Annotated in this window: 23 protein-coding genes and 3 pseudogenes; 13 read left to right on the forward strand and 13 right to left on the reverse strand. The window is 71.4% G+C overall.

The window, feature by feature from the left end:
• The first annotated feature begins 144 nt into the window (after positions 1–144).
• From ABT106_RS22920 to ABT106_RS22930, 3 genes are all read left to right on the forward strand, one after another.
• Positions 145–1,167 (forward strand): carbohydrate ABC transporter permease, encoded by a 1,023-nt coding sequence (locus tag ABT106_RS22920; RefSeq protein WP_502979460.1) that lies wholly within the window; start codon positions 145–147, stop codon positions 1,165–1,167.
• Positions 1,168–1,253: 86 nt separating this feature from the next.
• Entirely contained in the window at positions 1,254–2,057 is an 804-nt protein-coding gene (locus ABT106_RS22925) for a carbohydrate ABC transporter permease (protein WP_267718381.1), read from the forward strand.
• An 8-nt stretch (positions 2,058–2,065) separates the two neighbouring features.
• Entirely contained in the window at positions 2,066–3,547 is a 1,482-nt protein-coding gene (locus ABT106_RS22930; RefSeq protein ID WP_351280346.1) for a glycoside hydrolase family 3 protein, read from the forward strand.
• A 167-nt stretch (positions 3,548–3,714) separates the two neighbouring features.
• Here ABT106_RS22930 and nagB read toward each other — a convergent pair whose 3' ends face one another.
• Positions 3,715–4,500 carry a glucosamine-6-phosphate deaminase gene (gene nagB / locus ABT106_RS22935; RefSeq protein WP_351280349.1) on the reverse strand — a complete coding sequence of 262 codons (786 nt, stop codon included), beginning with the start codon at positions 4,498–4,500 and terminating at the stop codon, positions 3,715–3,717.
• A 150-nt stretch (positions 4,501–4,650) separates the two neighbouring features.
• A complete protein-coding gene (locus ABT106_RS22940; RefSeq protein ID WP_351280352.1) occupies positions 4,651–5,412 on the reverse strand; it encodes an SDR family oxidoreductase in 762 nt (253 codons plus the stop codon).
• Between the two features lie 84 nt (positions 5,413–5,496).
• Between ABT106_RS22940 and ABT106_RS22945 the strand changes: the two genes are divergently transcribed.
• On the forward strand, positions 5,497–6,093 hold the full coding sequence (locus tag ABT106_RS22945) for a TetR/AcrR family transcriptional regulator (protein ID WP_351280355.1): 597 nt from the start codon (positions 5,497–5,499) through the stop codon (positions 6,091–6,093).
• Between the two features lie 365 nt (positions 6,094–6,458).
• Entirely contained in the window at positions 6,459–7,928 is a 1,470-nt protein-coding gene (locus tag ABT106_RS22950) for a sensor histidine kinase (protein ID WP_351280394.1), read from the forward strand.
• A gap of 157 nt (positions 7,929–8,085) precedes the next feature.
• On the opposite strand, the gene ABT106_RS22955 is transcribed toward ABT106_RS22950, so the two are convergent.
• Both ABT106_RS22955 and ABT106_RS22960 read right to left on the reverse strand, forming a co-directional pair.
• Positions 8,086–8,343: a WhiB family transcriptional regulator gene (locus ABT106_RS22955; RefSeq protein ID WP_003953983.1), complete on the reverse strand. Its 258-nt coding sequence runs from the start codon at positions 8,341–8,343 to the stop codon at positions 8,086–8,088.
• Between the two features lie 316 nt (positions 8,344–8,659).
• Positions 8,660–9,625, reverse strand: coding sequence for a diacylglycerol/lipid kinase family protein (locus ABT106_RS22960; RefSeq protein WP_351280358.1), 966 nt, complete (start codon positions 9,623–9,625; stop codon positions 8,660–8,662).
• Positions 9,626–9,709: 84 nt separating this feature from the next.
• On the opposite strand from ABT106_RS22960, the gene ABT106_RS22965 reads away from it, so the two are divergent.
• Positions 9,710–10,159, forward strand: a complete 450-nt coding sequence (locus ABT106_RS22965; RefSeq protein WP_351280360.1) for a hypothetical protein — start codon at positions 9,710–9,712, stop codon at positions 10,157–10,159.
• A gap of 24 nt (positions 10,160–10,183) precedes the next feature.
• On the opposite strand, the gene ABT106_RS22970 is transcribed toward ABT106_RS22965, so the two are convergent.
• The 3 genes from ABT106_RS22970 to ABT106_RS22980 form a co-directional block, all read right to left on the reverse strand.
• A complete protein-coding gene (locus tag ABT106_RS22970; RefSeq protein WP_351280397.1) occupies positions 10,184–11,197 on the reverse strand; it encodes an RNA polymerase sigma factor SigF in 1,014 nt (337 codons plus the stop codon).
• An 11-nt stretch (positions 11,198–11,208) separates the two neighbouring features.
• Entirely contained in the window at positions 11,209–11,622 is a 414-nt protein-coding gene (locus ABT106_RS22975) for an ATP-binding protein (protein ID WP_351280363.1), read from the reverse strand.
• A 204-nt stretch (positions 11,623–11,826) separates the two neighbouring features.
• Complete coding sequence (locus ABT106_RS22980; RefSeq protein WP_351280366.1) at positions 11,827–12,087, reverse strand: UBP-type zinc finger domain-containing protein; 261 nt, start codon at positions 12,085–12,087, stop codon at positions 11,827–11,829.
• Between the two features lie 65 nt (positions 12,088–12,152).
• Here ABT106_RS22980 and ABT106_RS22985 point away from each other — a divergent pair, with 65 nt between their 5' ends.
• Positions 12,153–13,736: a Na+/H+ antiporter gene (locus ABT106_RS22985; RefSeq protein WP_351280369.1), complete on the forward strand. Its 1,584-nt coding sequence runs from the start codon at positions 12,153–12,155 to the stop codon at positions 13,734–13,736.
• Between the two features lie 64 nt (positions 13,737–13,800).
• Here ABT106_RS22985 and ABT106_RS22990 read toward each other — a convergent pair whose 3' ends face one another.
• Both ABT106_RS22990 and ABT106_RS32185 read right to left on the reverse strand, forming a co-directional pair.
• On the reverse strand, positions 13,801–14,751 hold the full coding sequence (locus ABT106_RS22990) for a 1-aminocyclopropane-1-carboxylate deaminase/D-cysteine desulfhydrase (protein WP_351280372.1): 951 nt from the start codon (positions 14,749–14,751) through the stop codon (positions 13,801–13,803).
• A gap of 51 nt (positions 14,752–14,802) precedes the next feature.
• A pseudogene (locus tag ABT106_RS32185) lies at positions 14,803–15,003 on the reverse strand (DUF7848 domain-containing protein); the annotation flags it as partial.
• Positions 15,004–15,028: 25 nt separating this feature from the next.
• On the opposite strand from ABT106_RS32185, the pseudogene ABT106_RS22995 reads away from it, so the two are divergent.
• Positions 15,029–15,344, forward strand: a pseudogene (locus ABT106_RS22995) (XRE family transcriptional regulator); the annotation flags it as partial.
• A 4-nt stretch (positions 15,345–15,348) separates the two neighbouring features.
• Positions 15,349–15,819 (forward strand): NUDIX domain-containing protein, encoded by a 471-nt coding sequence (locus ABT106_RS23000; protein WP_351280374.1) that lies wholly within the window; start codon positions 15,349–15,351, stop codon positions 15,817–15,819.
• Between the two features lie 218 nt (positions 15,820–16,037).
• Here the strand turns inward: ABT106_RS23000 and ABT106_RS23005 are convergent, their stop codons facing one another.
• The 3 genes from ABT106_RS23005 to ABT106_RS23015 form a co-directional block, all read right to left on the reverse strand.
• Entirely contained in the window at positions 16,038–16,628 is a 591-nt protein-coding gene (locus tag ABT106_RS23005) for an N-acetylmuramoyl-L-alanine amidase (protein WP_351280377.1), read from the reverse strand.
• Between the two features lie 176 nt (positions 16,629–16,804).
• The gene (locus tag ABT106_RS23010; protein ID WP_351280379.1) at positions 16,805–17,995 is read right to left on the reverse strand and encodes a globin domain-containing protein; all 1,191 of its coding nucleotides are present in this window, start codon (positions 17,993–17,995) and stop codon (positions 16,805–16,807) included.
• Positions 17,996–18,209: 214 nt separating this feature from the next.
• Positions 18,210–18,665: an RrF2 family transcriptional regulator gene (locus tag ABT106_RS23015; RefSeq protein ID WP_351280382.1), complete on the reverse strand. Its 456-nt coding sequence runs from the start codon at positions 18,663–18,665 to the stop codon at positions 18,210–18,212.
• 227 nt (positions 18,666–18,892) lie between these two features.
• Here ABT106_RS23015 and ABT106_RS23020 point away from each other — a divergent pair, with 227 nt between their 5' ends.
• The 4 genes from ABT106_RS23020 (at position 18,893) to ABT106_RS23035 (ending at position 22,780) form a co-directional block, all read left to right on the forward strand.
• On the forward strand, positions 18,893–20,299 hold the full coding sequence (locus tag ABT106_RS23020; protein WP_351280385.1) for a family 2B encapsulin nanocompartment shell protein: 1,407 nt from the start codon (positions 18,893–18,895) through the stop codon (positions 20,297–20,299).
• Positions 20,290–21,345: a family 2 encapsulin nanocompartment cargo protein polyprenyl transferase gene (locus ABT106_RS23025; protein ID WP_351280400.1), complete on the forward strand. Its 1,056-nt coding sequence runs from the start codon at positions 20,290–20,292 to the stop codon at positions 21,343–21,345. Before ABT106_RS23020 ends, ABT106_RS23025 begins: the two co-directional genes overlap by 10 nt.
• A 136-nt stretch (positions 21,346–21,481) precedes the next feature.
• Positions 21,482–22,069, forward strand: a complete 588-nt coding sequence (locus tag ABT106_RS23030) for a GNAT family N-acetyltransferase (RefSeq protein ID WP_502979461.1) — start codon at positions 21,482–21,484, stop codon at positions 22,067–22,069.
• A gap of 126 nt (positions 22,070–22,195) precedes the next feature.
• The gene (locus ABT106_RS23035; protein WP_351280391.1) at positions 22,196–22,780 is read left to right on the forward strand and encodes a dihydrofolate reductase family protein; all 585 of its coding nucleotides are present in this window, start codon (positions 22,196–22,198) and stop codon (positions 22,778–22,780) included.
• Positions 22,781–22,804: 24 nt separating this feature from the next.
• Here the strand turns inward: ABT106_RS23035 and ABT106_RS32190 are convergent.
• Positions 22,805–22,900: pseudogene (locus tag ABT106_RS32190) on the reverse strand (POT-type proton-dependent oligopeptide transporter); the annotation flags it as partial.

Consider the following 22,900-nt stretch of genomic DNA (forward strand, 5'->3'; position numbering starts at 1 on the left):
CTCGTGATGGAAGTAAGCCTGTTCCGCGACCTCCCCCGCCTTCCGCGCGGCCTCGGCGCCCGAGCGCAGCACCCGCTCCCACGCCTCCCAGTGCACCCCCGGTCGCGCATTTGACTCCACAGTCAACCGCGAGGAAGCCAAGCCATGACCGTGCACTCCCAGGGAGCGACGACCAGCGCTCCACAGGACGCACCACCGAAGTCCGCCGGACGGCCGCCCAAGGTGCCCGCGACCGCACCCGGCTCCAGCCATACGACTCCTCGCGGTGGCAGAAGGTCGCTCCCCACGGGGTGGTTGCCCTACCTGCTGGTCGGGCCCGCGGTGCTCAGCCTCGCGACACTCCTGCTGTACCCGCTGATCAAGAACGTGATCCTGTCCTTCCAGGACATCAACAAGATCGAGTTCATCCAGCGGAAGTACCCGTTCGCGGGGTTCGGCAACTACACCGAGCTGCTCGGCGACACGACGTTCTGGACCGTCGTCGTCCGAAGCTTCGCCTTCACCTTCGCCAACGTCCTGTTGATCATGGTGCTCGGCAGCCTCATCGGTGTCCTGCTCAACCGCCTCGGAAAGTGGATGCGCCTGGTCCTGTCGATGGCCCTCGTCATGGCCTGGGCCATGCCGATCGTCGCCTCCGTCCAGGTCTTCCAGTGGCTGTTCGACGAGCAGTTCGGCGTCATGAACTGGGTGATGCGCACCGCCGGCTTCGCCGGCTACGAGCAGCACAACTGGTTCGACACCGGCCTCTCCACCCTGACGATCGTCACGATCCTGGTGGTCTGGGGCTCCATCCCCTTCGTGGCCCTCAACATGTACGCCGGACTGACCACGGTCGGCGGCGAGCTGTACGAGGCCGCCCGGATGGACGGCGCCAACGGCTGGCAGACCTTCTGGAAGATCGTCTTCCCGAACCTCAAGCCGTTCTTCCTCATCACCACGTTCCTCGAGGTGATCTGGGTGTTCAAGGCCTTCACCCAGGTGTACGCGATGAAGAAGGGCGGCCCGGACCGCGCGTCCGAGATCCTCCCGGTCTTCGCCTACGTCGAAGGCCAGAGCCAGGCCCACTACGGCCTCGCCGCCGCGATCTCCGTCCTGACGATCCTCATCCTCGTGATCGTCATGTCCTTCTACTTCCGCCTGATCCTGAAGCAGGAGGAGGAGCAGTGAGCACGACCACCGCCCCGAAGCCCGCGGCCCCGTCCGCGAAGCCCGCGCAGCGGCTCCGCACCCGCCGGCCGGTCCGCCCCGCAGCCGTGGCCAAGAACGCCGGCGCGCTGCTCCTGGCCCTCGTCTTCGTCTTCCCGGTCTACTGGATGTTCTCGTCGGCCCTCAAGCCCGCCGACCAGATGCTCACCAAGGACCCCGTCTTCTTCTTCGCCCCGACGATGGACAACTTCACCAAGGCCACCGGGGTCGAGAACTTCTGGACGTACGTCTCCAACAGCGTCCTGGTCACCGTCGGGGCCGTCCTGCTCTCCCTGCTCGTCGCCCTCGCCGCGAGCTTCGCCATCGCCCGGATGAAGTTCAAGGGCCGCAAGGGCCTCGTGCTGACCGTGATGATGGCGCAGATGGCCCCCTGGGAGGTCATGGTCATCGCGATGTACATGATCGCCCGCGACAGCGAGATGCTGAACAGCCTCCCGCTGCTCACCGCGATCTACTTCGTGATGATCCTCCCCTTCACCATCTGGACCCTGCGCGGCTTCATCGCCGCCGTCCCGGTGACGCTGGAGGAGGCCGCCCAGATCGACGGCTGTACCCGCGGCCAGGCCTTCCGCAAGGTGATCTTCCCGCTGCTCGCCCCCGGTCTGATGTCCACCTCGCTCTTCGGTTTCATCACCGCCTGGAACGAGTTCGCGATGGTCCTGATCCTCAACAAGGACAAGTCCGCGCAGACCCTGCCCCTGTGGCTGACCGAGTTCATGAGCGCCTTCGGCAACGACTGGGGCGCCACGATGGCCGCCTCCTCGCTCTTCGCGGTCCCGGTGCTCGTCATCTTCATCTTCCTCCAGCGCAAGGCCGTCGGCGGCATGACCGCCGGCGCCGTGAAGGGATAACGGCCGCCATGACTGTCCTTGCGCACCGCACCGATACGGTGACCCGCGACGCGCTCGCCGTCCTCCAGCCCGGTTTCGAGGGCACGACCGCCCCCGCCTGGCTGCTGCGCCAGGTCGCGGAGGGCCTCACCGCCGTCGGCCTCTTCGGCCGCAACATCACCTCGCCCGAGCAGCTGGCCGCGCTCACCGCCCAGCTGCGCGCCGAGCGGGGCGAGGTCCTGGTCGCCATCGACGAGGAGGGCGGCGACGTCACCCGCCTGGAGGCCCGCGGCGGCTCGTCCTTCCCCGGCAACCTGGCCCTCGGCGCCGTCGACGACACCGACCTGACCCGCGCCGTCGCCCACGAGCTGGGCCTGCGGCTCGCCGAGTGCGGGGTCAACCTCAACTGGGCCCCGTCCGCGGACGTCAACTCCAACCCGGACAACCCGGTGATCGGTGTCCGCTCCTTCGGCGCCGACACCCACCTCGCCGCCCGGCACACCGCCGCCTACGTCGAGGGCCTCCAGACCGCCGGCGTCGCCGCCTGCACCAAGCACTTCCCGGGCCACGGCGACACCAACGTCGACTCGCACCACGCGCTGCCCCGCATCGACGTGGACCTGGGCACCCTCCAGGCCCGCGAGCTGGTCCCCTTCAAGGCGGCCGTCGCGGCCGGCACGAAGGCCGTGATGAGCGCGCACATCCTGGTGCCCGCCCTGGACCCGACCCGTCCCGCCACGCTCAGCCCGCAGATCCTGACCGGCCTGCTGCGCAAGGAGCTCGGCTACGAGGGCCTGATCGTCACCGACGGCATGGAGATGCACGCCATCGCCGGGACGTACGGCATCGAGCGCGGCTCGGTCCTGGCCATCGCGGCCGGCGCCGACGCCATCTGCGTCGGCGGGGGCCTGGCCGACGAGGCCACCGTGCTCCGGCTGCGCGACGCGCTGGTCGCCGCCGTGCGCGAGGGGACCCTCCCGGAGGAGCGGCTCGCCGACGCCGCCGCCCGGGTCCGCGCGCTGGCCGAGTGGACCGGCGCGGCCCGGCCGGACGCGCGGCCGGAGGGGAGCCGCGCGTCCGGCATCGGGCTCGCGGCGGCCCGCCGCGCGGTGGCCGTCACCGGCTCGGCGGCCCCGCTCACGACGCCGTACGTGGCCACGCTCGCGCCCGTCGCGAACATCGCCGTCGGCGACGAGACCCCGTGGGGCGTGGCCGCGGAACTGGCCGCGCTGCTCCCGGGAAGCGCCTGTGGCGTCTACCCGCAGGGGGCCACCGCCGCGGACGTCCTGGCGGCCGCGGGGGACCGTACGGTCGTCGCCGTGGTCCGCGACGCCCACCGGCACCCGTGGATGACCGAGGCCGTGGACGCCCTGGTCGCGGCCCGCCCCGACACGGTCGTCGTCGAGATGGGCCTGCCGCGGGCCGAGCCCCGCGGGGCCCTGTACATCGCGACGCACGGCGCCTCGCGCGTCTGCGGCCGTGCGGCGGCCGAGGTCATCGCCGGCGTGTAGCACCCCGTACGCGACGAAGCCGGGCAGCCCATTACGGGGGGTGCCCGGCTTCGCCGCTCTGCGCGCCGGACGCGGGAAGGGCCCGTGGGACGCGAAAGGGCCCTGGGGACGCGAAAGGGCCGGGCGCCCCCTGACGGGGGCCCCGGCCCTGAGGCGCGCCGTACGGGCTACAGGCCCTGCCAGGAGGGCTTGTTCGCGTACGTGTGGCGGAAGTAGTCCGCCAGCTTCAGCTTCGAGGCGGCGGCCTCGTCCACGACGACGGTGGCGTGCCGGTGCAGTTGCAGCGCGGAGGCCGGGACCAGCGCGGAGAGCGGACCCTCCACCGTCTGCGCGACGGCCTCGGCCTTGCCCTCTCCCGTGGCCAGCAGCACCAGGTGGCGGGCGTCGAGGATGGTGCCGATGCCCTGGGTGATGACGTGGTGCGGCACCTGGTCTATGTCGTTGTCGAAGAAGCGCGCGTTGTCCACGCGGGTCTGCTCCGTCAGCGTCTTGATGCGGGTGCGGGAGGCCAGCGAGGAGCACGGCTCGTTGAAGCCGATGTGCCCGTCGGTGCCGATGCCCAGCAGCTGGAGGTCGACGCCGCCGGCCGCCGCCAGGGCCCGGTCGTAGACCTCGCAGGCCCCGACGATGTCCTCGGCGGAGCCGTCCGGGCCGATGAACGAGGACTCGGACAGGCCGAGCGGCTCCACGACCTCGCGCAGGACGACGGCGCGGTAGGACTCGGGGTGCCCGGCCGGCAGGCCCACGTACTCGTCGAGCTGGCAGATCCGGGCGCGGGAGGCGTCCACCCGGCCCGCCGTGACCTGGGCCGCGAGGGCCTCGTAGATCGGCAGCGGGGTGGAGCCGGTCGCCACGCCGAGCAGGGCGTCGGGCTTGCGGCGGACCAGTGCGGCCATGGCCTCCGCGATGAGCTCGCCGCCTGCCTTGGCGTCCGGGACGATGACAACTTCCACGCGGGGCCTGCCGATCTGAGAGGTGCGGACGTCTTGTGGTATAGACCAATCTAGCAGAGCCGGACCCCCCGTGTCCGGCTCCGCGCACTCCTCCCATGGTGGTCCGGAAGTCCGGCCGCGGCCTCCCGGCGGACCTGTCCGGTCGCGGCGCTAGAGCAGGGCCAGCTGGAGGCCGCCCGTCGCGTCCAGGTGCTGGCCCGTCACCCAGCGGGAGTCCGCGGAGGCGAGGAACGCCACCACGTCGGCGACCTCCTCCACCGTGCCGACGCGGTCGAAGACCGAGCGGGAGGCCGCGTGGGCCCGGGCCGCCGGATCCGCCAGCCAGGCCGCGTTCAGGTCGGTTTCGGTGATGCCCGGTCCCACCGAGTTCACGGTGATCGCGCGCGGGGCGAGGGCCGCGGACAGGGACCGGGTCAGGGCGTTCACCGCGCCCTTGGCCATGACGGTGGCCAGGATCGCGGGGAGGGCGATGTCGGGCGTGCCGGTGACGTTCACGATCCGGCCCCCGTCGCGCAGCCGGTCCAGCCCGTGCTTGATCACGAAGAACGCGGCCTTGGCGTTCAGCGCGTGGATCTGGTCGTACGCCTCCTCGTCGGTCTCCTCCATGCCCGCGAAGGTGGCCGTCCCCGCGTTGTTCACCAGGATGTCGACCCCGTCGGTGTGCGCGGGATGGGCCTCGTACGCCGCCCAGAGCGCCCGCGCGTCCCCCGGCACCCCGAGTACCGCCCGGACCGCGAACGCCCGCCCGCCGGCCGCCTCGATCAGCTCCACCGTCTCCCGCGCCGCCGCCCCGTCGTGCCCGTAGTGCACCGCCACCAGCGCCCCGTCCCGTGCGAGGCGCCGGGCGACCGCCCGCCCGATGCCCCGGCTGCCGCCCGTGACCAGTGCCGTCTTCCCCTTGAGCACGCCCATGGCGCGCCCCCCTTCAGTAATCTTGAGTGGTCGCTACAGAAAGGAACGTACCAGATTCCCTAGCGGCCGCTATAGAATCGGCGCATGGTGACCGGACAGCGCGGCAGGCCCCGCTCCTTCGACCGCGACGCCGCCCTCGACAAGGCGATGCTCGCCTTCTGGGACCGCGGCTACGAGGCGACGTCCATCGCCGACCTGACCCGGGCCCTGGGCATCGGCGCCCCCAGCCTCTACGCGGCCTTCGGGGACAAGCGCAAGCTCTTCGACGAGGTCGTGGTGGTCTACGGCAGCCGGTACGCGGACTTCGCGGCCGTGGCGCTCGCCGAGGAGCCCACCGCCCGCGCGGCCGTCGGACGGGTCCTGCACGAGGCCGCCGAGGTCTACACCGACCCGGCCCACCCGCCGGGCTGCATGGTGATCAGCGCGGCGGTCAACACCACCTCCGACGAGGTCGCCCGCGCCCTGCGGGAGCGGCGCGACGCCAGCCTGGTGATGTTCGAGAGCCGCATCCGGGCCGACGTGGCCACGGGAGCCCTCCCCGCGGACACGGACGCGCGGGCGCTGGCCCGCTACGCGGGAGCGGTGCTTCAGGGGATGTCCCAGCAGTCGCGCGACGGGGCGACCCGGGAGGAGCTGGAGGCGGTGGCGGCACTGGCGCTGCGGGCCTGGCCCGAGGAGTAACGCGGCGGTGGTTGCGCCGGGGTTCCTCTGGGCCACGGTGCAGGACGGGACCCTCAGCCCATCCGGCACCGTAGCCCGGAGTACTTACGGCCGTCGGGTGTGCGGTTCCCGGCGGCCGGTGGGAGGAGCCTGCGCGGTCAGGGCAGAGCGCGCGGCTTACCTCGATCCGTCCTCCTGTGCGGGGAGGGCGGAAGCTTAAGCCAATTGTGGACTAGACCATTCTGTTCTGTCCATCCAATGACGGCACACGGATTCCCGTCACTTCCTCCAACAGTACGCCGCCGGGCCCTCTCCTGGGTACTCCCGCGCGTTCCCGTGGGGAAAGTCATCGGCGATACCCGGGGTACGCTCGCCACGTGCCCTCCATGAACGACCTCGTACGCCAGCACACCGCTCTCAGTGAAACCGACCTGGAGTGGCTCCACCTGCTGGTCTCGGAGTGGCAGCTGCTCTCCGACCTGTCCTTCGCCGACCTCGTGCTGTGGGTTCCCACCCTCGACGGTTCCCGGTACGTCTCGGTCGCCCAGATGCGCCCGAACACCGGTCCGACCTCGTATCAGGACGACATGGTCGGCCACCTGGTGCCGCGCGGCCGCCGCCCGCTGCTCGACGCGGCGCTCGACGAGGGCCGGATCGTGCGCGAGGGCGACCCGGAGTGGCGCGAGGAGGTACCGGTCCGCGTCGAGTCGATCCCGGTGCGCCGCGAGGGGCGGGTGCTGGGCGTCATCGCCCGCAACACCAACCTGCTCACCGTGCGTACACCGAGCCGGCTGGAGCTGACCTACCTCCAGTCCGCCTCCGACCTGGCCCAGATGATCGCGGCGGGCTCCTTCCCGTTCCCCGGCCAGCAGGTCGACATGGACGCCTCTCCCCGGGTCGGCGACGGCCTGATCCGCGTCGACATCGACGGCGTGGTGACCTACGCGTCCCCGAACGCCCTGTCCGCCTACCACAGGCTCGGCCTCGCCTCCGACCTCGTCGGCCAGCACCTCGGCGACACGACCACCGAACTGGCCCCCTCCCGCGGCCCCGTCGACGAGGCCCTGGTCAAACTGGCCAGCGGCTGGGCGCCCCGGGAGACCGAAGTCGAGGGCAACGGCGGGGTCATCCAGCTGCGCGCGATCCCGCTGAAGCCGAAGGGCACCCGCATCGGCTCGCTGGTGCTCTGCCGCGACGTCACGGAACTGCGGCGTCGCGAACGCGAATTGATCACCAAGGACGCCACCATCCGGGAGATCCACCACCGGGTGAAGAACAACCTCCAGACCGTGGCCGCCCTCTTGCGGCTCCAGGCCCGCCGCATGGATTCGCCGCAGGGCCGCGAGGCCCTCAACGAGGCGGTGCGCCGCGTCGGTTCGATCGCGATCGTGCACGAGACGCTGTCTCAGAACCTGGACGAGCGGGTGGAGTTCGACGAGATCGCCGACCGGGTCATCGCCATGGTCTCGGAGATCTCCCCGGGCCGGGTCGAATGCCGGCGCACCGGGCGGTTCGGAATCCTGGACGCGGAGGTCGCCACCCCGCTGTCGATGGTGCTGACCGAGGTCGTCCAGAACGCTCTGGAACACGCCTTCACCCAGGGGGAGGGCGGCACCGTGGAGGTGTCCGCGACCCGTACCGGTGTCGGCCGCACGGACGGGCGGCTGCTGATCACGGTGCTCGACGACGGCTGCGGTCTGCCCGAGGGATTCGACCCCCAGCGGGCCGGGAATCTCGGGCTCCAGATCGTACGGACCCTGGTGGAGGGGGAGCTCGGCGGCACGTTCGACATGCTCCGGGTCGAGCCGCGCGGCACCAAGGTCGTACTCGACATACCGTCCAGCCCGCAGAAGTAGCGGCGAAGTCGTTACTCAGTGTGACGATCCGCGCCCCGGCCGGATCGGGACAGCACTGAGCCCCGGACCGAATCTTCCCGGTCCGGGGCTCAAGAGCACGTTGCTAAGCGCTTGTGGCAGGTACTACGCGCTGCGCGTCGAGGCTCGAAAGTCGTTGTCAGGCGCTTGCGTTGCGCGCCCGGTTGCGAGCGGCGCGGCGCTTCATCGCGCGGCGCTCGTCCTCGCTCAGACCGCCCCAGACACCGGAGTCCTGACCGGACTCGAGTGCCCACTGCAGGCACTGCTCCATGACGGGGCAGCGGCGGCAGACGGCCTTGGCTTCCTCGATCTGCAGCAGCGCAGGACCGGTGTTGCCGATGGGGAAGAAGAGTTCCGGGTCTTCCTCACGACAAACGGCGTTGTGACGCCAGTCCATGGCTGCTCCATCTCCTTGTATTGCGAACAGGTTGCTTGTGAATGTGAACGCTTTCACGAATCCCCCCGTGAGGGAAGGTCGATCGCCCGGTTGCCCGGAGTCAAGGATTCGTGGAGGGGTTCTGGCGGTCTGTCTGGGTGCCGGGTTGTGCGGGCTGTCCCAACCGCCATGTAGAGATTCGCAAACCTCGGACGGGGATACAACCCCTTCCGGAAAGTTTTTTTTGATTCGTCGGTGTCTACTAGGTCACAGCCCTAGTTCCTAGGGGTGGACTGGCGTGTAAACGTTCGAGTGAAAGGACTTTAGGCCCTTCCACTCACACAATCACACGCAGTGCGCGGCGTACGCCTGTGAACTGAACGCTGGTCCGCAGGCCGAGGTGGTCTCCGTCCATCTGGAACGGAAGTGGCGCCTTGGATTGCAAGGTGAAGTCCGTCAGATCGTGCAGAGACACCGCGTGCTTGCCGTGCGGACCCCTCTCAGGAGTCGAGGTCAGGAGCTGCGTGGCGTACCGGGCGACCGCCGGAGTTGACAAACGATTGAGTGCCAATACGTCAAGCGCGGTATCGAACGACGCCTCCGGTGAGGCGTAAAGCGGACGATTGCCCAGATACGTCCACGGGGAGGTGTTGCACACTATCGACAGCACCAGGTCCGGCACCGGATCCGCGCCGGGGCGCTCCAGGGTGACCGTGCCGTGCCGCCGGTTCGGTTCCTCCAGGTACTGGCGCAGCAGCTGTCGTACGTACAGGGCGTGCGTCGAACGCTTGCCCCGCTCCCGTTGCTGTTCGACCCGGCCCACGACGCCCGCGTCGAAGCCGAAGCCCGCGCAGAACGTGAACCAGCGCGCCGGGACGGACTCGTCCTCGGTGCCCGGGGTACCGGCCGCCAGGCCCAGGCCCACCGTCCGCTCGCGCTGCTCGCGCAGCGCGTCCAGCAGGGCGCCGGTCGCCTCGACCGCGTCGTTGGGGAGCCCGAGGGCCCGGGCGAACACGTTGGTGGAACCGCCGGGGACCACCGCCAGCCGGGGCAGCCGCTCCGGGTCGGGGCCGTTGTGCAGGAGCCCGTTGACGACCTCGTTGACCGTGCCGTCGCCACCCAGGGCGATGACGAGGTCCAAGCCGCTCTCGGCGGCCCTGCGGCCCAGCTCCCGGGCGTGACCCCGGTACTCGGTGGTGACCGCCTCCAGCTTCATCTCGCTGGCCAGGGCGTGGGTCAGGACGTCACGCGTGCGCGCACTGGTCGTCGTCGCTGCTGGGTTGGCCACGAGAAGTGCACGCATGAGCGCCAGACTACCCACCCCTTCATATGCCGACCCTACTGGCCGTCCCCTCCGGGCCCGCGGGCCCGCCGCTACGCTGCTGGGGTGAGTACGAAGCAGCCCCGAAGCGCCCCCGCCACCGCCGCCGCCGAGATCCCCGCGCCGCCCGGCCGGCTGACCGCCGCCGCCGCGCTCACCGCCGCGGAGGGCCTGGCCCTGGCGGGCCTCGGCGTCTACATGCTGTTCGTGGGCATCGCGGGCGACCCCGACTCCCCGCAGCAGGCCGAGACGGGCGGGATCACCCTGCTCGCGCTGGCCGCGCTGCCGCTGGTGGCGGCCCGCGGGCTGCGGCTGGGCCGCCGCTGGAGCCGCGGCCCGGCACTGATCACCCAGCTGCTGGCGTTCCCGGTGGCCTGGACCCTCTTCGGTGCGGGCGGTGCGATGATCGCCGCCGCGGCCGCCCTGGCGGTGGCGGCCGTGGCCGTCGTCGCGCTGCTGGTGAACCCGACGGCCACGCGGGCACTCGGAATCGGGCCCCGGGAAGAGGCCCGATAACCCGTACGGCACCGGTGACGCGGGTCACTCCTCGACGAGGAGCTTCTCCCGCAGCTGGGCCAGGGTGCGGGCCAGCAGCCGGGAGACGTGCATCTGGGAGATGCCGACCTCCTGGGCGATCTGCGACTGGGTCATGTTGCCGAAGAACCGCAGCAGCAGGATCCGCTTCTCCCTGGGTGGCAGCCCCTCCAGCAGGGGCTTGAGGGACTCCCGGTACTCGACCCCCTCCAGCGCCTCGTCCTCCGAGCCCAGGGTGTCCGCGACCGCCGGCGACTCGTCGTCGGTGTCCGGGACGTCCAGGGAGAGCGTGCTGTAGGCATTGGCCGATTCCAGCCCCTCCAGCACCTCTTCCTCGGAGATCCCCAGCCGCTCGGCCAACTCGTGCACCGTGGGGGAGCGGCCGTGCTGCTGCGACAGCTCGGCCGTGGCGGTCGTCAGCGAGAGCCGCAGCTCCTGCAGGCGCCGCGGCACCCGTACCGCCCAGCCCTTGTCACGGAAGTGGCGCTTGATCTCGCCGACCACCGTGGGCGTGGCGTACGTGGAGAACTCGACGCCGCGGTCCGGGTCGAACCGGTCCACCGACTTGATCAGGCCGATCGTCGCGACCTGTGTCAGGTCGTCGAGCGGCTCGCCGCGGTTGCGGAAGCGCCGCGCGAGGTGCTCGACCAGCGGCAGGTGCATCCGCACCAGGCGGTTGCGCAGCTCCGCCTTCTCCACCGACCCGTCGGGCAGCGCCCGCAGTTCGATGAACAGGGCCCGCGCGCCGCTGCGGTCGCGCGGGTCCGGCAGGGCCGGCGTCGTGTGGAACACCGGTGCCGCAGCGGCCTCCGGGGCCGTGGCAGCGGCCTCGGGTGGCTGTGCCGGCTGTGGTTCTTCGTGCTGGTTGTCGCTCATAGGGCCCGCCCGTCGCTCCGCCGAGTCCAAAAAGCCGTCTTCCGCATCCGTCTCAGCCGGGTGCGGCCGGGCGTGCTGCTGTTCCGGGATGCCGCCGTCGACCTCGTGTCGTACCCGGGGCCGATCCCCGCCCCGCACCGGGATCTCCCCGCCGCTCACGCCGGTCCTGGTCCCGCGCCGCGTTGTTTGTAGAGGCTGATGCTCACTGTCTTGTTCTCCTCGACCGTGGCCTCGACCTTGCCGGCCAGAGCCGACAGGACCGTCCACGCGAACGTGTCGCGCTCGGGAGCGCGCCCGTCCGTCGTGGGTGCCGAAACGGTCACTTCCAGCGAATCGTCGATCAGCCGGAAGACGCAGCTGAGGACGGAGCCGGGCACGGCCTGCTGGAGCAGGATCGCGCAGGCTTCGTCCACCGCGATGCGGAGGTCCTCGATCTCGTCGAGGGTGAAGTCCAAACGTGCCGCGAGGCCGGCCGTGGCCGTTCGCAGCACCGACAGGTAGGCACCCGCAGCGGGCAGCCGGACTTCCACGAAGTCCTGGGTCCCGGGCTCGCCTGCGATATGGGACACCCTCACCTCCAAGGTGGTACGAGCTCTGTTCGCCGGTGACGCTATCGCGATCCGGGCGATCGTGTCGCGGCACCCCTCGCGGCGCCCGCTGAGAGCACCCTCGTGCACGTCCAGTGACTGATGGTAAGCCCTTGGGTACGCACAGTGGCTAGGGGTCTGCGGGGTCAAATCGGGGGAACCGGCGGAGGGTTGACCTACCCCACCTCAGACGATCGAACCGTCGACAAAACACCAGCGCCAGGTCTCGCCCGGCTCGAAGCTCCGCATCACGGGATGCCCGGTCTCCCGGTGGTGCGCCGAGGCGTGCCGGAACGGGGAGGAATCGCAGCAGGCCACCTGACCGCACCCCAGGCACATCCGCAACTGCACGGGATGGCTGCCGACCGCCAGACATTCGGGGCAGGTCTGGGCAGAGGGGATGGGCTCGGGGCGCGGCAGTTCGGCAACGTGGGTGCACTCGCTCATGATGGCCAGCGTACGACCAGGGCGGGCGCACGCGACGGATCGCGACGGATGAGGACGGATCTTCCATGGAGGTATTGCCGCTGGTGGCGCTGGTCGCCGCAAGTGCGGTCGTGGCGGGTCTGGCCCGCCGGACCCCGGTTCCGGCCCCGCTGCTGCTGGTCGCCGCCGGGCTGGTGGCCGCGTACGTCCCCGGCGTACCGACGTACGTCCTGGACCCGCACATCGTGCTGCCGCTGCTGCTCCCGCCGCTGCTGCACACGGCCGCCGTGGACAGCTCGTACCTGGACCTGAGGGCGAACATGCGGCCCATCGGGCTGCTCTCGGTCGGGTACGTGCTCTTCGCGACGCTCGCCGTCGGCTACGCGGCCCACCTGGTCGTCCCCGGCCTGTCGCTGCCGGTGGCCCTGGTGCTCGGCGCGGTCATCGCCCCGCCGGACGCCGTCGCCGCCACCGCCATCGCGCGCAAACTCGGGCTGCCGCACCGGATCACGACCATCCTCCAGGGCGAGTCCCTCGTCAACGACGCCACCGCCATCACCGCCTTCAAGGTGGCCCTCGCGGCGGCGGTCGGGGTGAGCGCCGGCTGGGCGGGTGGCATCGCGGAGTTCCTCCTGGCCTCGGTGGGCGGGGTCGGCGTCGGGCTGCTGCTGATGGTCCCGATCCACCAGCTCCGCACCCGGCTCAAGGAGCCGCTGCTGCAGAACACCCTCTCGCTGCTGATCCCCTTCGTGGCGTACGCGGCGGCCGAGCGGGTCCACGCGTCCGGGGTCCTCGCGGTGGTCGTGGTGGCGCTGTACCTCGGGCACCGGAACTGGCAGGTCGACTTCGCCACCCGGCTCCAGGAGGAGGCGGTGTGGAAGGTGATCTCGTTCGTCCTGGAGTCGGTGGTCTTCGCGCTGATCGGGCTCCAGCTGCCGGTGGTCCTCAAGGGCCTCGGGGAGTACGAGGGCACGGCTCTGGTCGGGTACGCGCTCTTCGTGTTCCTCGCGGTGGTCGTGGCCCGCTTCGTGTGGGTCTTCCCGGCGACCTTCCTGCCGAGGTGGCTGTCGGAGCGGGTGCGCAGGCGGGAGCCGGACACCACCTGGAAGGCGCCGCTGATCGTGGGCTGGGCGGGGATGCGCGGCGTGGTCTCGCTGGCCATCGCGTTCTCCATCCCGCTGGGCGTCCCGCACCGCAACCTCATCCTCTTCCTGACGTTCACCACGGTCATCGGCACGCTGGTCGTGCAGGGGCTGACCCTGCCGCCGCTGATCCGGCTGCTGCGGCTGCCGCCCCGGGACGTCCACGCGGAGACGCTGGCGGAGGCGCAGGCGCAGAGCGAGGCTTCGCGGGCGGCTGAGGAACGGCTGCGGGAGCTGCTGGAGGAACCGGAGAACCGGACCCTGCCGCCGCCGCTCGCCGACCGGCTCCGCACGGTCCTGGAGCGGCGCCGCAACGCGGTGTGGGAGCGGCTCGGCGAGGTCAACGCGGAGACGGGCGAGTCGGCGGACGACGTCTACCGGCGCCTGGCCCGGGACATGATCGAGGCCGAGCGGGAGGTGTTCGTGGCCCTGCGCGACCAGCGCCGCATCGACGACGAGATGCTCCGGGTGCTGCTGCGCCGCCTGGACCTGGAGGAGGCGGCGGCCTACCGCGAGGAGGCGGGGTGACCAGGAGCCGGGCGCCGCAGGGGGGCCGGCCGTCTTGCGACCGGCGGTTTCGGGGGCGGCCGTCTCAGGGCCGGCCGGTGACGACCGCGGCCAGGGTGGTGCCGGGGGCGAAGGCGCCGGCGGCGGTGAGTTCCGTCAGGGCCCAGAGGAGCTTGGCCACGTAGATCCGCTCCACGGGGAAGCCGTGACGGGCCCCGAAATCGGCCGCGAAGGTCTCCAGGGCGGCCGGTACGCGGGCGTAGCCGCCGTGGTGGAAGTCCTCGGCCAGGGTCCAGTCCCCGGCCGGGGCGCCGAAGGCCCGCTCCTGGAGGGAACGTGTCTCCGCCCCGAGGAAGCCGCCCGCCAGGACCGGAACGCCCAGGGCCCGCTGCCCGGGCCCCAGGCCGGCGGCCAGCCCGGCGAGCGTGCCGCCGGTACCGCAGGCCACCGCGACCACGTCCGCAGTGCCCCGGAGCTCGCGGCCGAGTTCCGCGCAGCCCCGGAGGGCGAGGGCGTTGCTGCCGCCCTCGGGGATCACGTACGCGTCCCTCGCGCCGGCCGCGTCCAGCAGCCGGGCCAGCGTGCGGGGTTCGGCCTTGTTCCGGTAGTCGGCGCGGGAGGCGAAGTGCAGCCGCATGCCGTCCGCGGCGCAGCGGGCCAGGGAGTCGTTGAGCGGCCGGGCGGCGAGTTCGTCGCCGCGGACGACCCCGACGGTCTCCAGCCCCAGCAGCCGCCCGGCGGCCGCGGTGGCGCGCAGGTGGTTCGAGTAGGCCCCGCCGAAGGTCGCCAGCGAGCCGTGCCCGGCCTCCAGGGCCGCCCGCAGGTTGGGCGCGAGCTTGCGCCACTTGTTGCCGGGAGGGTACAGATCCACTGGTCCGAGTAGGCCCGTGTCCCACGGGACGGTGGTGTGGATCAGGTCGTCCCGCTTCAGCAGCAAGCGGACGCCGTGCCGCTCGAACCTGTCGTCACGGATCTCCTGCAACGGGGACGGCGGGCGTGGCTGCAAGAGCACGTCAACGTTCGCGGGGCGATTCACCCGTCCATTGTGGGGCGCTCCTGCCCGTGCCGTCGCACGTCAGAGCCCCGCTCAGACCATTCGGGTGGTGTGAGCGGGGCCGAAGCCGGCGCGCTGGGCTGTCTTGCTCGCCGTCGCCCGGCGGGCCGGGGTCTCTCTCTCGCGGGTGACGCGCGCGTGATCCGTGAACACCCGCCTGAACAGGTCGTGCCCGGTCCGCCCGGCGTGCCGCAGCGTCCAGTCCTGCGCGTCCGCCTGTTCGTCGTGAGCGCCGGATTCGGCTCGACGGCCCTCGGCGACGCAGAACGTCCAGCAGCGGGGACGGGAAGAGAAGTTCGGGCACGGCGTCGAATCCCGCTGTCGCCTCGCTCTCTTGCGCTACCGGCCGTTGGCGAGCGTGCCGGGCGTCGAGCTCCGGACGCACGGCACGACGCTCTGCAACAGCTTGTACCGGGCTGATGATCAGGTGTTGGTCCTATGCCCACGTCTGGGGTGTGAACGCGTACGGTGCGCCCGTGTGGCACCTTCGCCGCCACGACTCCGGCGGCATGTTCGACACCTGCGCGGACAGCTTCGATGCGGTGTGGGAGACAGCGAGCCCTGTGGAGGCATGACCGGATGGCCCGGACCGATTACCACGACGATCCCCATGCGCCCGAGCCGAACAGCATGGTCGTGGCCGCAACAGCTGTGGTCACCGACGGCGACGGCCGCATCCTGCTGCAACGGCGCACGGACAACGACCTGTGGGCGCTACCCGGCGGAGGGATGGACCTGGGCGACTCGCTGCCCGGCACGGCCGTCCGCGAGGTCAAGGAGGAGACCGGCCTCGACGTGGAGATCACGGGACTGGTCGGCACGTACACGGACCCCCGGCACATCATCGCGTACACCGACGGCGAGGTCAGGCGGCAGTTCAACGTCTGCTTCACGGCCCGCATCACCGGCGGAGAACTGTCCCTCTCCAACGAGAGCACGGAACTGCGATTCGTGGCGCCGGTGGATCTCGACGCACTGCCCATGCACCACACTCAACGCCTCCGCCTCCAACACTTCTTGGAGCGCCGTCCCGCGCCGTACCTCGGCTGACCATGCGCTGACAGCCACTTGGCAGGGGTTCAGGGGGCCCTTACGGGGCCCGTTCTCGGGCGGCGTGGTGCACGTTGCTGCCGGCCAGGCCGCAGGGGTCAGCCCCAAAACGGGCCTACACCCAGCCCGCGTACCCACCCGCGCCGCGCACGTCAGGGCCGTGACGTGCGCGGTGCGCGCGTCACGGCCGGCGCGGTGGACGGGCGTGCCGTCGGGGGCTACTTCAGGCGTTCCGCCACGCGGGTGCGCAGGGAGGCCATCGTGAAGCCTCTGGGGTCGACCTTGCCCGGCTGCCATTCGAGGTGGCCGATGACCGAGCGGGCCGTCCAGCCGTGGAAGCGGCAGATGGCCGCCGCCGTGCGGGCTATCGCGTCGAGCTGGACCGCCGGCCAGGGGTCCTGGCCGTCGCCGAGGTTCTCGCACTCGAATCCGTAGAAGTGGCGGTTCCCGTCGGTGTTCGCGTCGTGGTCGGCCGGAAGGCGCTTCTCCGCGATCACCGCCGCCAGGACGTCGGAGTCGCCGGAGCCCGCGTGGTTGGCGCGGCCGTAGCCGACGAGATGGACCCGCCCGTCCTTGGCGATCACGCCGTGGCAGAGCGGGCCGGGGAGGTCGGAGCGGCCCTCGCGGCAGAGCCGGACGGTGGACGCGGTGCCGCGGGTGACGGTGTGGTGCACCATCACGCCGTGCACCGGCCCCCAGGGGCCCTTGTGGTTCCGGTTGTGGGTGCGCCAGGCGCCGACCTCGACGACGGTCAGGCCCTCGGCGCGCAGGGCCGTGAGGAATCGGTCCGCGGACATGGGTGCGGCCATGGCCGCCTCCTTCCTTGCGGTGCGGAACGCCCACCCTGTGTGTTCGCTCCGTCACCCTCCGGTTTACCGGAGGAACTCCTTCCGAGGCTAGGGCCTTCGTACGGTGTGCGAGCCGATCCGGCCACCGTCCGGATCGGCTCCCCCTGGGTCCGGGTGTCCCCGCCGGTCCCAGGAGGTCAGGCGGAGGCGAGCCACAGGTCGGGGCCGAACACCTCGTAGTGGATGTCGGCGGCCTCGACGCCCTTGGCCAGCAGCTGCTCGCGCACCGACCGCATGAAGGGGAGCGGGCCGCAGAGGTAGGCGAGGGTGCCGGCCGCGACCGGGACGCCGGCGAGGTCCAGGCGGCCTTCGCCGTCGTCCGGCCCGGCCGACTCCTCGTACCAGAAGCGGGCCGAGGAGTCGGCCAGCTTGTGGGTCAGTGCCCGGTGGTCGTCGCGCAGCGGGTGGTCGGCCGGACTGCGGTCGGCGTGCAGGACGGTGACGGGGGCGGCGTGCCCGGTGCCGGCGAGGTGCTCCAGGATCGAGAGCATCGGGGTGCAGCCGATGCCGGCGGAGGCGAGCAGCAACGGGGCGGCGGAGTCCCGCAGGACCAGGTCGCCGTACGGGGCGGACACGCGCAGGGTGTCCCCGGCGTGGACGCGGGCGTGCAGGTGGTGGGAGACCTCGCCGTCGGGTCCGCCCTGGCCGTGGACCCGCTTGACGGTGATCGCCCGGGTCGGGCAGCCGGGGGCGCGGGACAGGCTGTACTGGCGGATCTGGCGCGCGCCGTCCGGGAGTTCGACCTGTACGGAGACGTACTGGCCGGGCAGGTGCGCGGGCGCCGGGGCGCCGTCCGCGGGGGCGATGCGGAAGGTGGCGCAGTCCGCGGTCTCCTCGGTCCGGCCGGTGACCGTCCACTCCCGCCAGACGTCGCCGGCGGCGACCTGCCGGGCGGCGTAGAGGCGCTCCTCGATGGTGGCGAGGGCGTTCGCCATCAGCCAGTAGACCTCGTCCCAGGCCGCGGCGACCTCGGGGGTGACGGCGTCCCCGAGGACCTCGGCGATGGCCGCGAAGAGGTGCTCGTGGACGACCGGGTACTGCTCGCGGGTCACGCCGAGGGAGGCGTGCTTGTGGGCGATGCGGTTCAGCATCACGTCGGGGCGCTGGCCGGGATGCGCGACGAGGTGCGTCGCGAAGGCTGCGATGGAGCCCGCGAGGGCCTGCTTCTGGAGGCCGGCGGCCTGGTTGCCGCGGTTGAAGAGGTCGCGCAGGAGTTCCGGGTGGGCCGCGAACAGCTTCGTGTAGAAGAGCTCCGTGATGTCGCCGATCGCCGCCCCGACGGCGGGCAGGGTGGCGCGTACGGTCGCAGTCGACTTCTCGGACAGCATGGCGTTGCTCCTCGAATAATTGGTATCTGAGATACGTATTTTTGGGCGTGAGGCAGGGGCCTGGGGCGCGGGGTGAGGGTGTGAAGCATGGGGCGGGAGGTGTGGATGTTGACCCGCAAGCCCCACCAGAGATTCGGACTTCTGTTCCCATCGTTCCGCCCGTGCGGTTCGGGTGGATCCGTCCCCGGCGGAAACCGGCCATCCGCCTCCGGGGTCAGGGGCTGTCCGTCCGGGGCCCGGAACCTCCCGAGATCCCCAGCAGGACCGGACCGGTCGGGGCCGCCACCAGCTCGTTCACCGTCAGCGGGTCCAGCGAGGCGAAGAACGCCTCCTGGGCCCCGCGCAGCGCGCCGCGCAGGATGCACGCGCCCCGGAGCGGGCAGGGGGTACTCCCCTCGCACTCCACGACGTCGCCCGCGCCCTCCAGTTCCCGCACCAGCCCGCCCACCGAGGCGGAGCGCCCGGCGGGGGTCAGGGCGAGCCCGCCGCCCCGGCCGCGACGCGCCTCGACCAGGCCGAGGTGCTGCAGCCTGGCCACCACCTTGGCCGTGTGGGTGTACGGGACCTCCATGGTCGCCGCAACGTCGCGGGTGGTGGGGAGGTCCGCGTCCGCGACGGCCAGGCGCATCAGGACGCGCAGTGCCAGATCGGTGAACCGGGTCAGCCTCATGGGTCCACCGTAGATAAGTGGCATCTCGTGTGCAAATTAAAAGTCCGGTGGGAGCGGCCCGTGGCTGAATCGGTGGGGTCGCCGGGGTGGGCGCTGAAGAAGTTGAACCTGAGAGAGTGCCCCGCGCTCGGACGGAGTAGTCCCACCCTTTTGTGTAATGGTCCCACCACGTTCCGTACTGGAAGGCTGCATCCCGCAGATCCATGGAGTGATCGAAAGGGAAATACATGTCGGTCCAGGCAGCTTCCGAGTCCGAGACCCAGGCACCGCAGCGCAGTCTCGGGACATCGGCCGCGCGGAACTTGGCAACCACGACCAAGTCCGCGCCGCAGATGCAGGAGATCAGCTCGCGCTGGCTGCTGAAGATGCTCCCGTGGGTGTCGGTGCAGGGTGGTACGTACCGCGTCAACCGCCGCCTGAGCTACTCGGTCGGTGACGGACGCGTCGAGTTCATCAAGACCGGGACCCAGGTCCAGGTCATTCCGGCCGAGCTCGGCGAGCTCCCGCTGCTGCGCGACTACGAGGACCTCGACGTGCTGGGCGAACTCGCCCAGCGCTGCCAGCAGATCGACTTCGAGGCCGGCCAGGAGCTGACCTCCTTCGGCAACACCTCCGACCGGGTGTTCCTGCTCGCCCACGGCCGCATCGACCACGTCGGCCCAGGCCCCTACGGCGAGGACGCCGTTCTGCGGACCGTCGCCGACGGCGCCTACTTCGGCGAGGACTCCCTCGTCGACGAGGAAGCCATCTGGGAGTACACCGCCCGCGCCGCGACCTCCGGCACCGCGCTCGTCCTGTCCCGGCAGGACTTCCAGCTGCTCGCCGACCGGGTCGACTCGCTGCGCGCGCACGTCGACGACGTACGGACGCAGCCCGAGCAGCGGACCAACAAGTACGGCGAGGCCGCGATCGACCTCTCGGCCGGCCACCAGGGCGAGGCCGTCCTGCCCGGCACGTTCGTGGACTACGACGCCCACCCGCGCGAGTACGAGCTCTCCATCGCCCAAACGGTTCTGCGGGTCCACACGCGCGTCGCCGACCTGTACAACCAGCCGATGAACCAGACCGAGCAGCAGTTGCGGCTCACGGTCGAGGCGCTGCGCGAGCGCCAGGAGCACGAGATGCTCAACAACCGCGACTTCGGCCTCCTCCACAATGCCGACTACGACCAGCGCATCCAGCCGCACGACGGCGCCCCCAGCCCCGACGACATGGACCAGCTGCTCAGCATGCGGCGCGGCTCCAAGTTCTTCCTCGCGCACCCCAAGGCGATCGCCGCCTTCGGCCGCGAGTGCAACCGGCGCGGCCTGTACCCGGAGTCGGTGGAGATCGGCGGCAGCCGGGTGCCGTCCTGGCGCGGTGTGCCGATCTTCCCGAGCAACAAGATCCCGATCAGCGACGCCCGCACCACCTCGATCCTGTGCATGCGTACGGGCGAGGACGAGCAGGGCGTGGTCGGCCTGCACCAGCCGGGCATCCCGGACGAGATCGAGCCGAGCACGTCGGTCCGCTTCATGGGGATCAGCGAGCAGGCGATCATCTCGTACCTGGTCACCGCCTACTTCTCCGCCGCGGTGCTCGTCCCGGACGCGCTCGGCGTGCTGGAGAACGTCGAGATCGGCCGCTGGCGCTGAGCGCGGTGAACGCCGTCGCGACCGGCGAGGGCCAGGAGGCGGCGGTCCTCCTGGAACGGACGAGAGAAACGGTCAACCCGGAACTGCGCCGGACCATCGAGGGCCTGCCCGGTTCGATGCGGCGCGTGGCGATGTACCACTTCGGCTGGGAACACGCGGACGGCACCCCGGCCGCGGGCAACGCCGGCAAGGCCATCCGGCCCGCGCTGGTGCTGGCCTCCGCCCAGGCCCTGCGGGGTCCGGGCGGGGCGGCGGACGACGCCGTACGGGCGGCGGCCGCCGTGGAGCTGGCGCACAACTTCACGCTGTTGCACGACGACGTCATCGACAAGGACGTCCAGCGCCGCGGCCGGGCCACGGCCTGGACCGTCTTCGGGACGCCGGACGCCATCATCGCGGGCGACGCGATGATGGCGCTCGCGCTGCGGCTGCTCGCCGAGGACCCGCACCCGGCCTCGGCGGCGGCCTCGGCCCGGCTCGCGTCCTGCGTCATCGAACTGTGCGCCGGACAGCAGGCGGACTGTGCCTTCGAGCAGCGGCAGCACGTCTCTCTCGACGAGTGCCTGACCATGGCCACGGCCAAGACCGGCGCCCTGCTGGGCTGCGCGTGCGCGCTGGGCGCGCTGTACGCGGGGGCCGGGCCGGACGAGGTCGACGCCATGGACACGTTCGGCCGCGAGGCCGGGCTGGCCTTCCAGCTGATCGACGACCTGATCGGCATCTGGGGGGACCCGGGGCACACCGGCAAGCCCGCCGGGGCCGATCTCCTCGCCCGCAAGAAGTCCCTCCCGGTCGTGGCCGCCCTCACCTCGGGCACCGCGGCGGGGGAGGAGCTGGCCGCCCTGTACGCGGGTCCCATGACCGGGGACGACGTGCACAAGGCGGCCGCCGCGGTCGACCGGGCGGGCGGGCGCGACTGGGCGCAGGCGCACGCCGCCGACCGGATGGGCCGGGCGGTGCAGCAGCTGTCCCGGGCGGTTCCGGACCTGGGGGCGGCCGGCGGACTGCTGGCGCTGGCGGAGTTCGTCACGCGCCGTACGCTCTGACCCTCGGGGGAGCGGCTTCGGGGGGAGTCCTGTTCCGGCACCGGATGGTGCCGGAACAGGACTTTCCGCATGTGGGGGTCAACTCTAGGATCGCCCAAGGTTGTTGATGTCCGGGCGAAGGGTGTGACCAGTGGTTCTGGAGATACGTCAAGCGGAGCAGTCGGACCGGGACGCGGTGGCACGCCTCCTCGACGCGGCCTTCCGTACCGACCCGGTGAGCAGCTGGGTCTTCCCGGATCCGGCGCACCGGGCCGCGGTACACGCGAAGTTCCTCGGCGTCTTCGTCGATGTCGCGCTGGCCGAGGGCCGGATCGACTACGCGGTGGACGGCTCCGCCGCCGCCCTGTGGCTGCGGATCCCGGCGGGCGAGCCGGAGGGGGAGGACGAGATCCCGGCGAAGATGCGGGCGGTGGCCGACCCGGACAACGAGCGCTGCGAGCTGGTGGGCCGGCTCACGGGCGCGGTGCACCCGACGTCCGAGGAGCACGAGTACCTGCTGATGATCGCCGTCGCCCCGGGCCGCCAGGGCGAGGGGCTGGGCGCCGAGCTGATCCGTCCGGTGCTGGAACGCTGCGACCGTGAGGGTGTGCCGGCGTACCTGGAGGCGAGCAGCGAGCGCAGCGTGCGGCTGTACGAACGCCTGGGCTGGGAGCTGACCGGCGAGGCGGTCCGGCTGCCCGACGGGCCCCTGATGTGGCCGATGTGGCGCAAGCCGCGCGGCTGAGGCGCTGAGGGGCTGAGACGTTGAGGGGCGGGGGAGGGCGGTAGGGCGCTTGGCAAGCCACTGTGGCTGAAGTACTTTGGTTGGCGTGCACCGGTGCGGTGGCACTGTCCGACGGAAGAGACCCGCTTGCGCAAGCTCACGTACTTCATCGCGACGACGGTCGACGGCTTCATCGGCGCCCCCGACGGTGACGCTGACTTTCTCCACGCCTTCCTGGACCCGGAGTTCATCGGCCACCTGACGGCCGAGTACCCGGAGACGATCTCCTCCCCGGGCCGCAGGCAGCTCGGGATCGAGGACCTGGCCCCGAAGCGCTTCGACACCGTCCTCATGGGCCGCCGGACCTACGAGCCCGGCTTGAAGGCCGGTGTCACCAGCCCCTACGGCCATCTGCGCGAGCAGTACGTCGTCTCGCGGTCCCTGACGGCGGCGCCCGACCCCGCGGTCACCGTGATCGGCGGGGACGTGGCCGCGGCGGTCCGCGGGCTCAAGACGCGCGCCGGCCTGGGCATCTGGCTCTGCGGCGGCGCCGACCTCGCGGCGCAGCTGGCCGAGGAGATCGACGAGTACGTCGTCAAGACGTACCCGGTCGCCGTGGGGACCGGCATGCCGATGTCCCGGGCGGGCTTCGGGGTGCGTCCGCTGGAGCTGACCGGCTGTACCGCCCTCGGCGGGGGCCAGGTCGTCACCTCGTACGACGTCAGGCGCTGACCCGCCGGCACGCGGCGGAGAGGCTCCCAGGACGTACTGGATCAGGCCGAAGGTCATGCCGATGGCGGCCGCGGAGAAGCCCCAGTGCCAGCCTTCGTGCTCACCGAGCCAGCCGGTGAT

This window comes from Streptomyces sp. NPDC002044, from assembly GCF_040296725.1.
Lineage (GTDB): Bacteria > Actinomycetota > Actinomycetes > Streptomycetales > Streptomycetaceae > Streptomyces > Streptomyces antarcticus.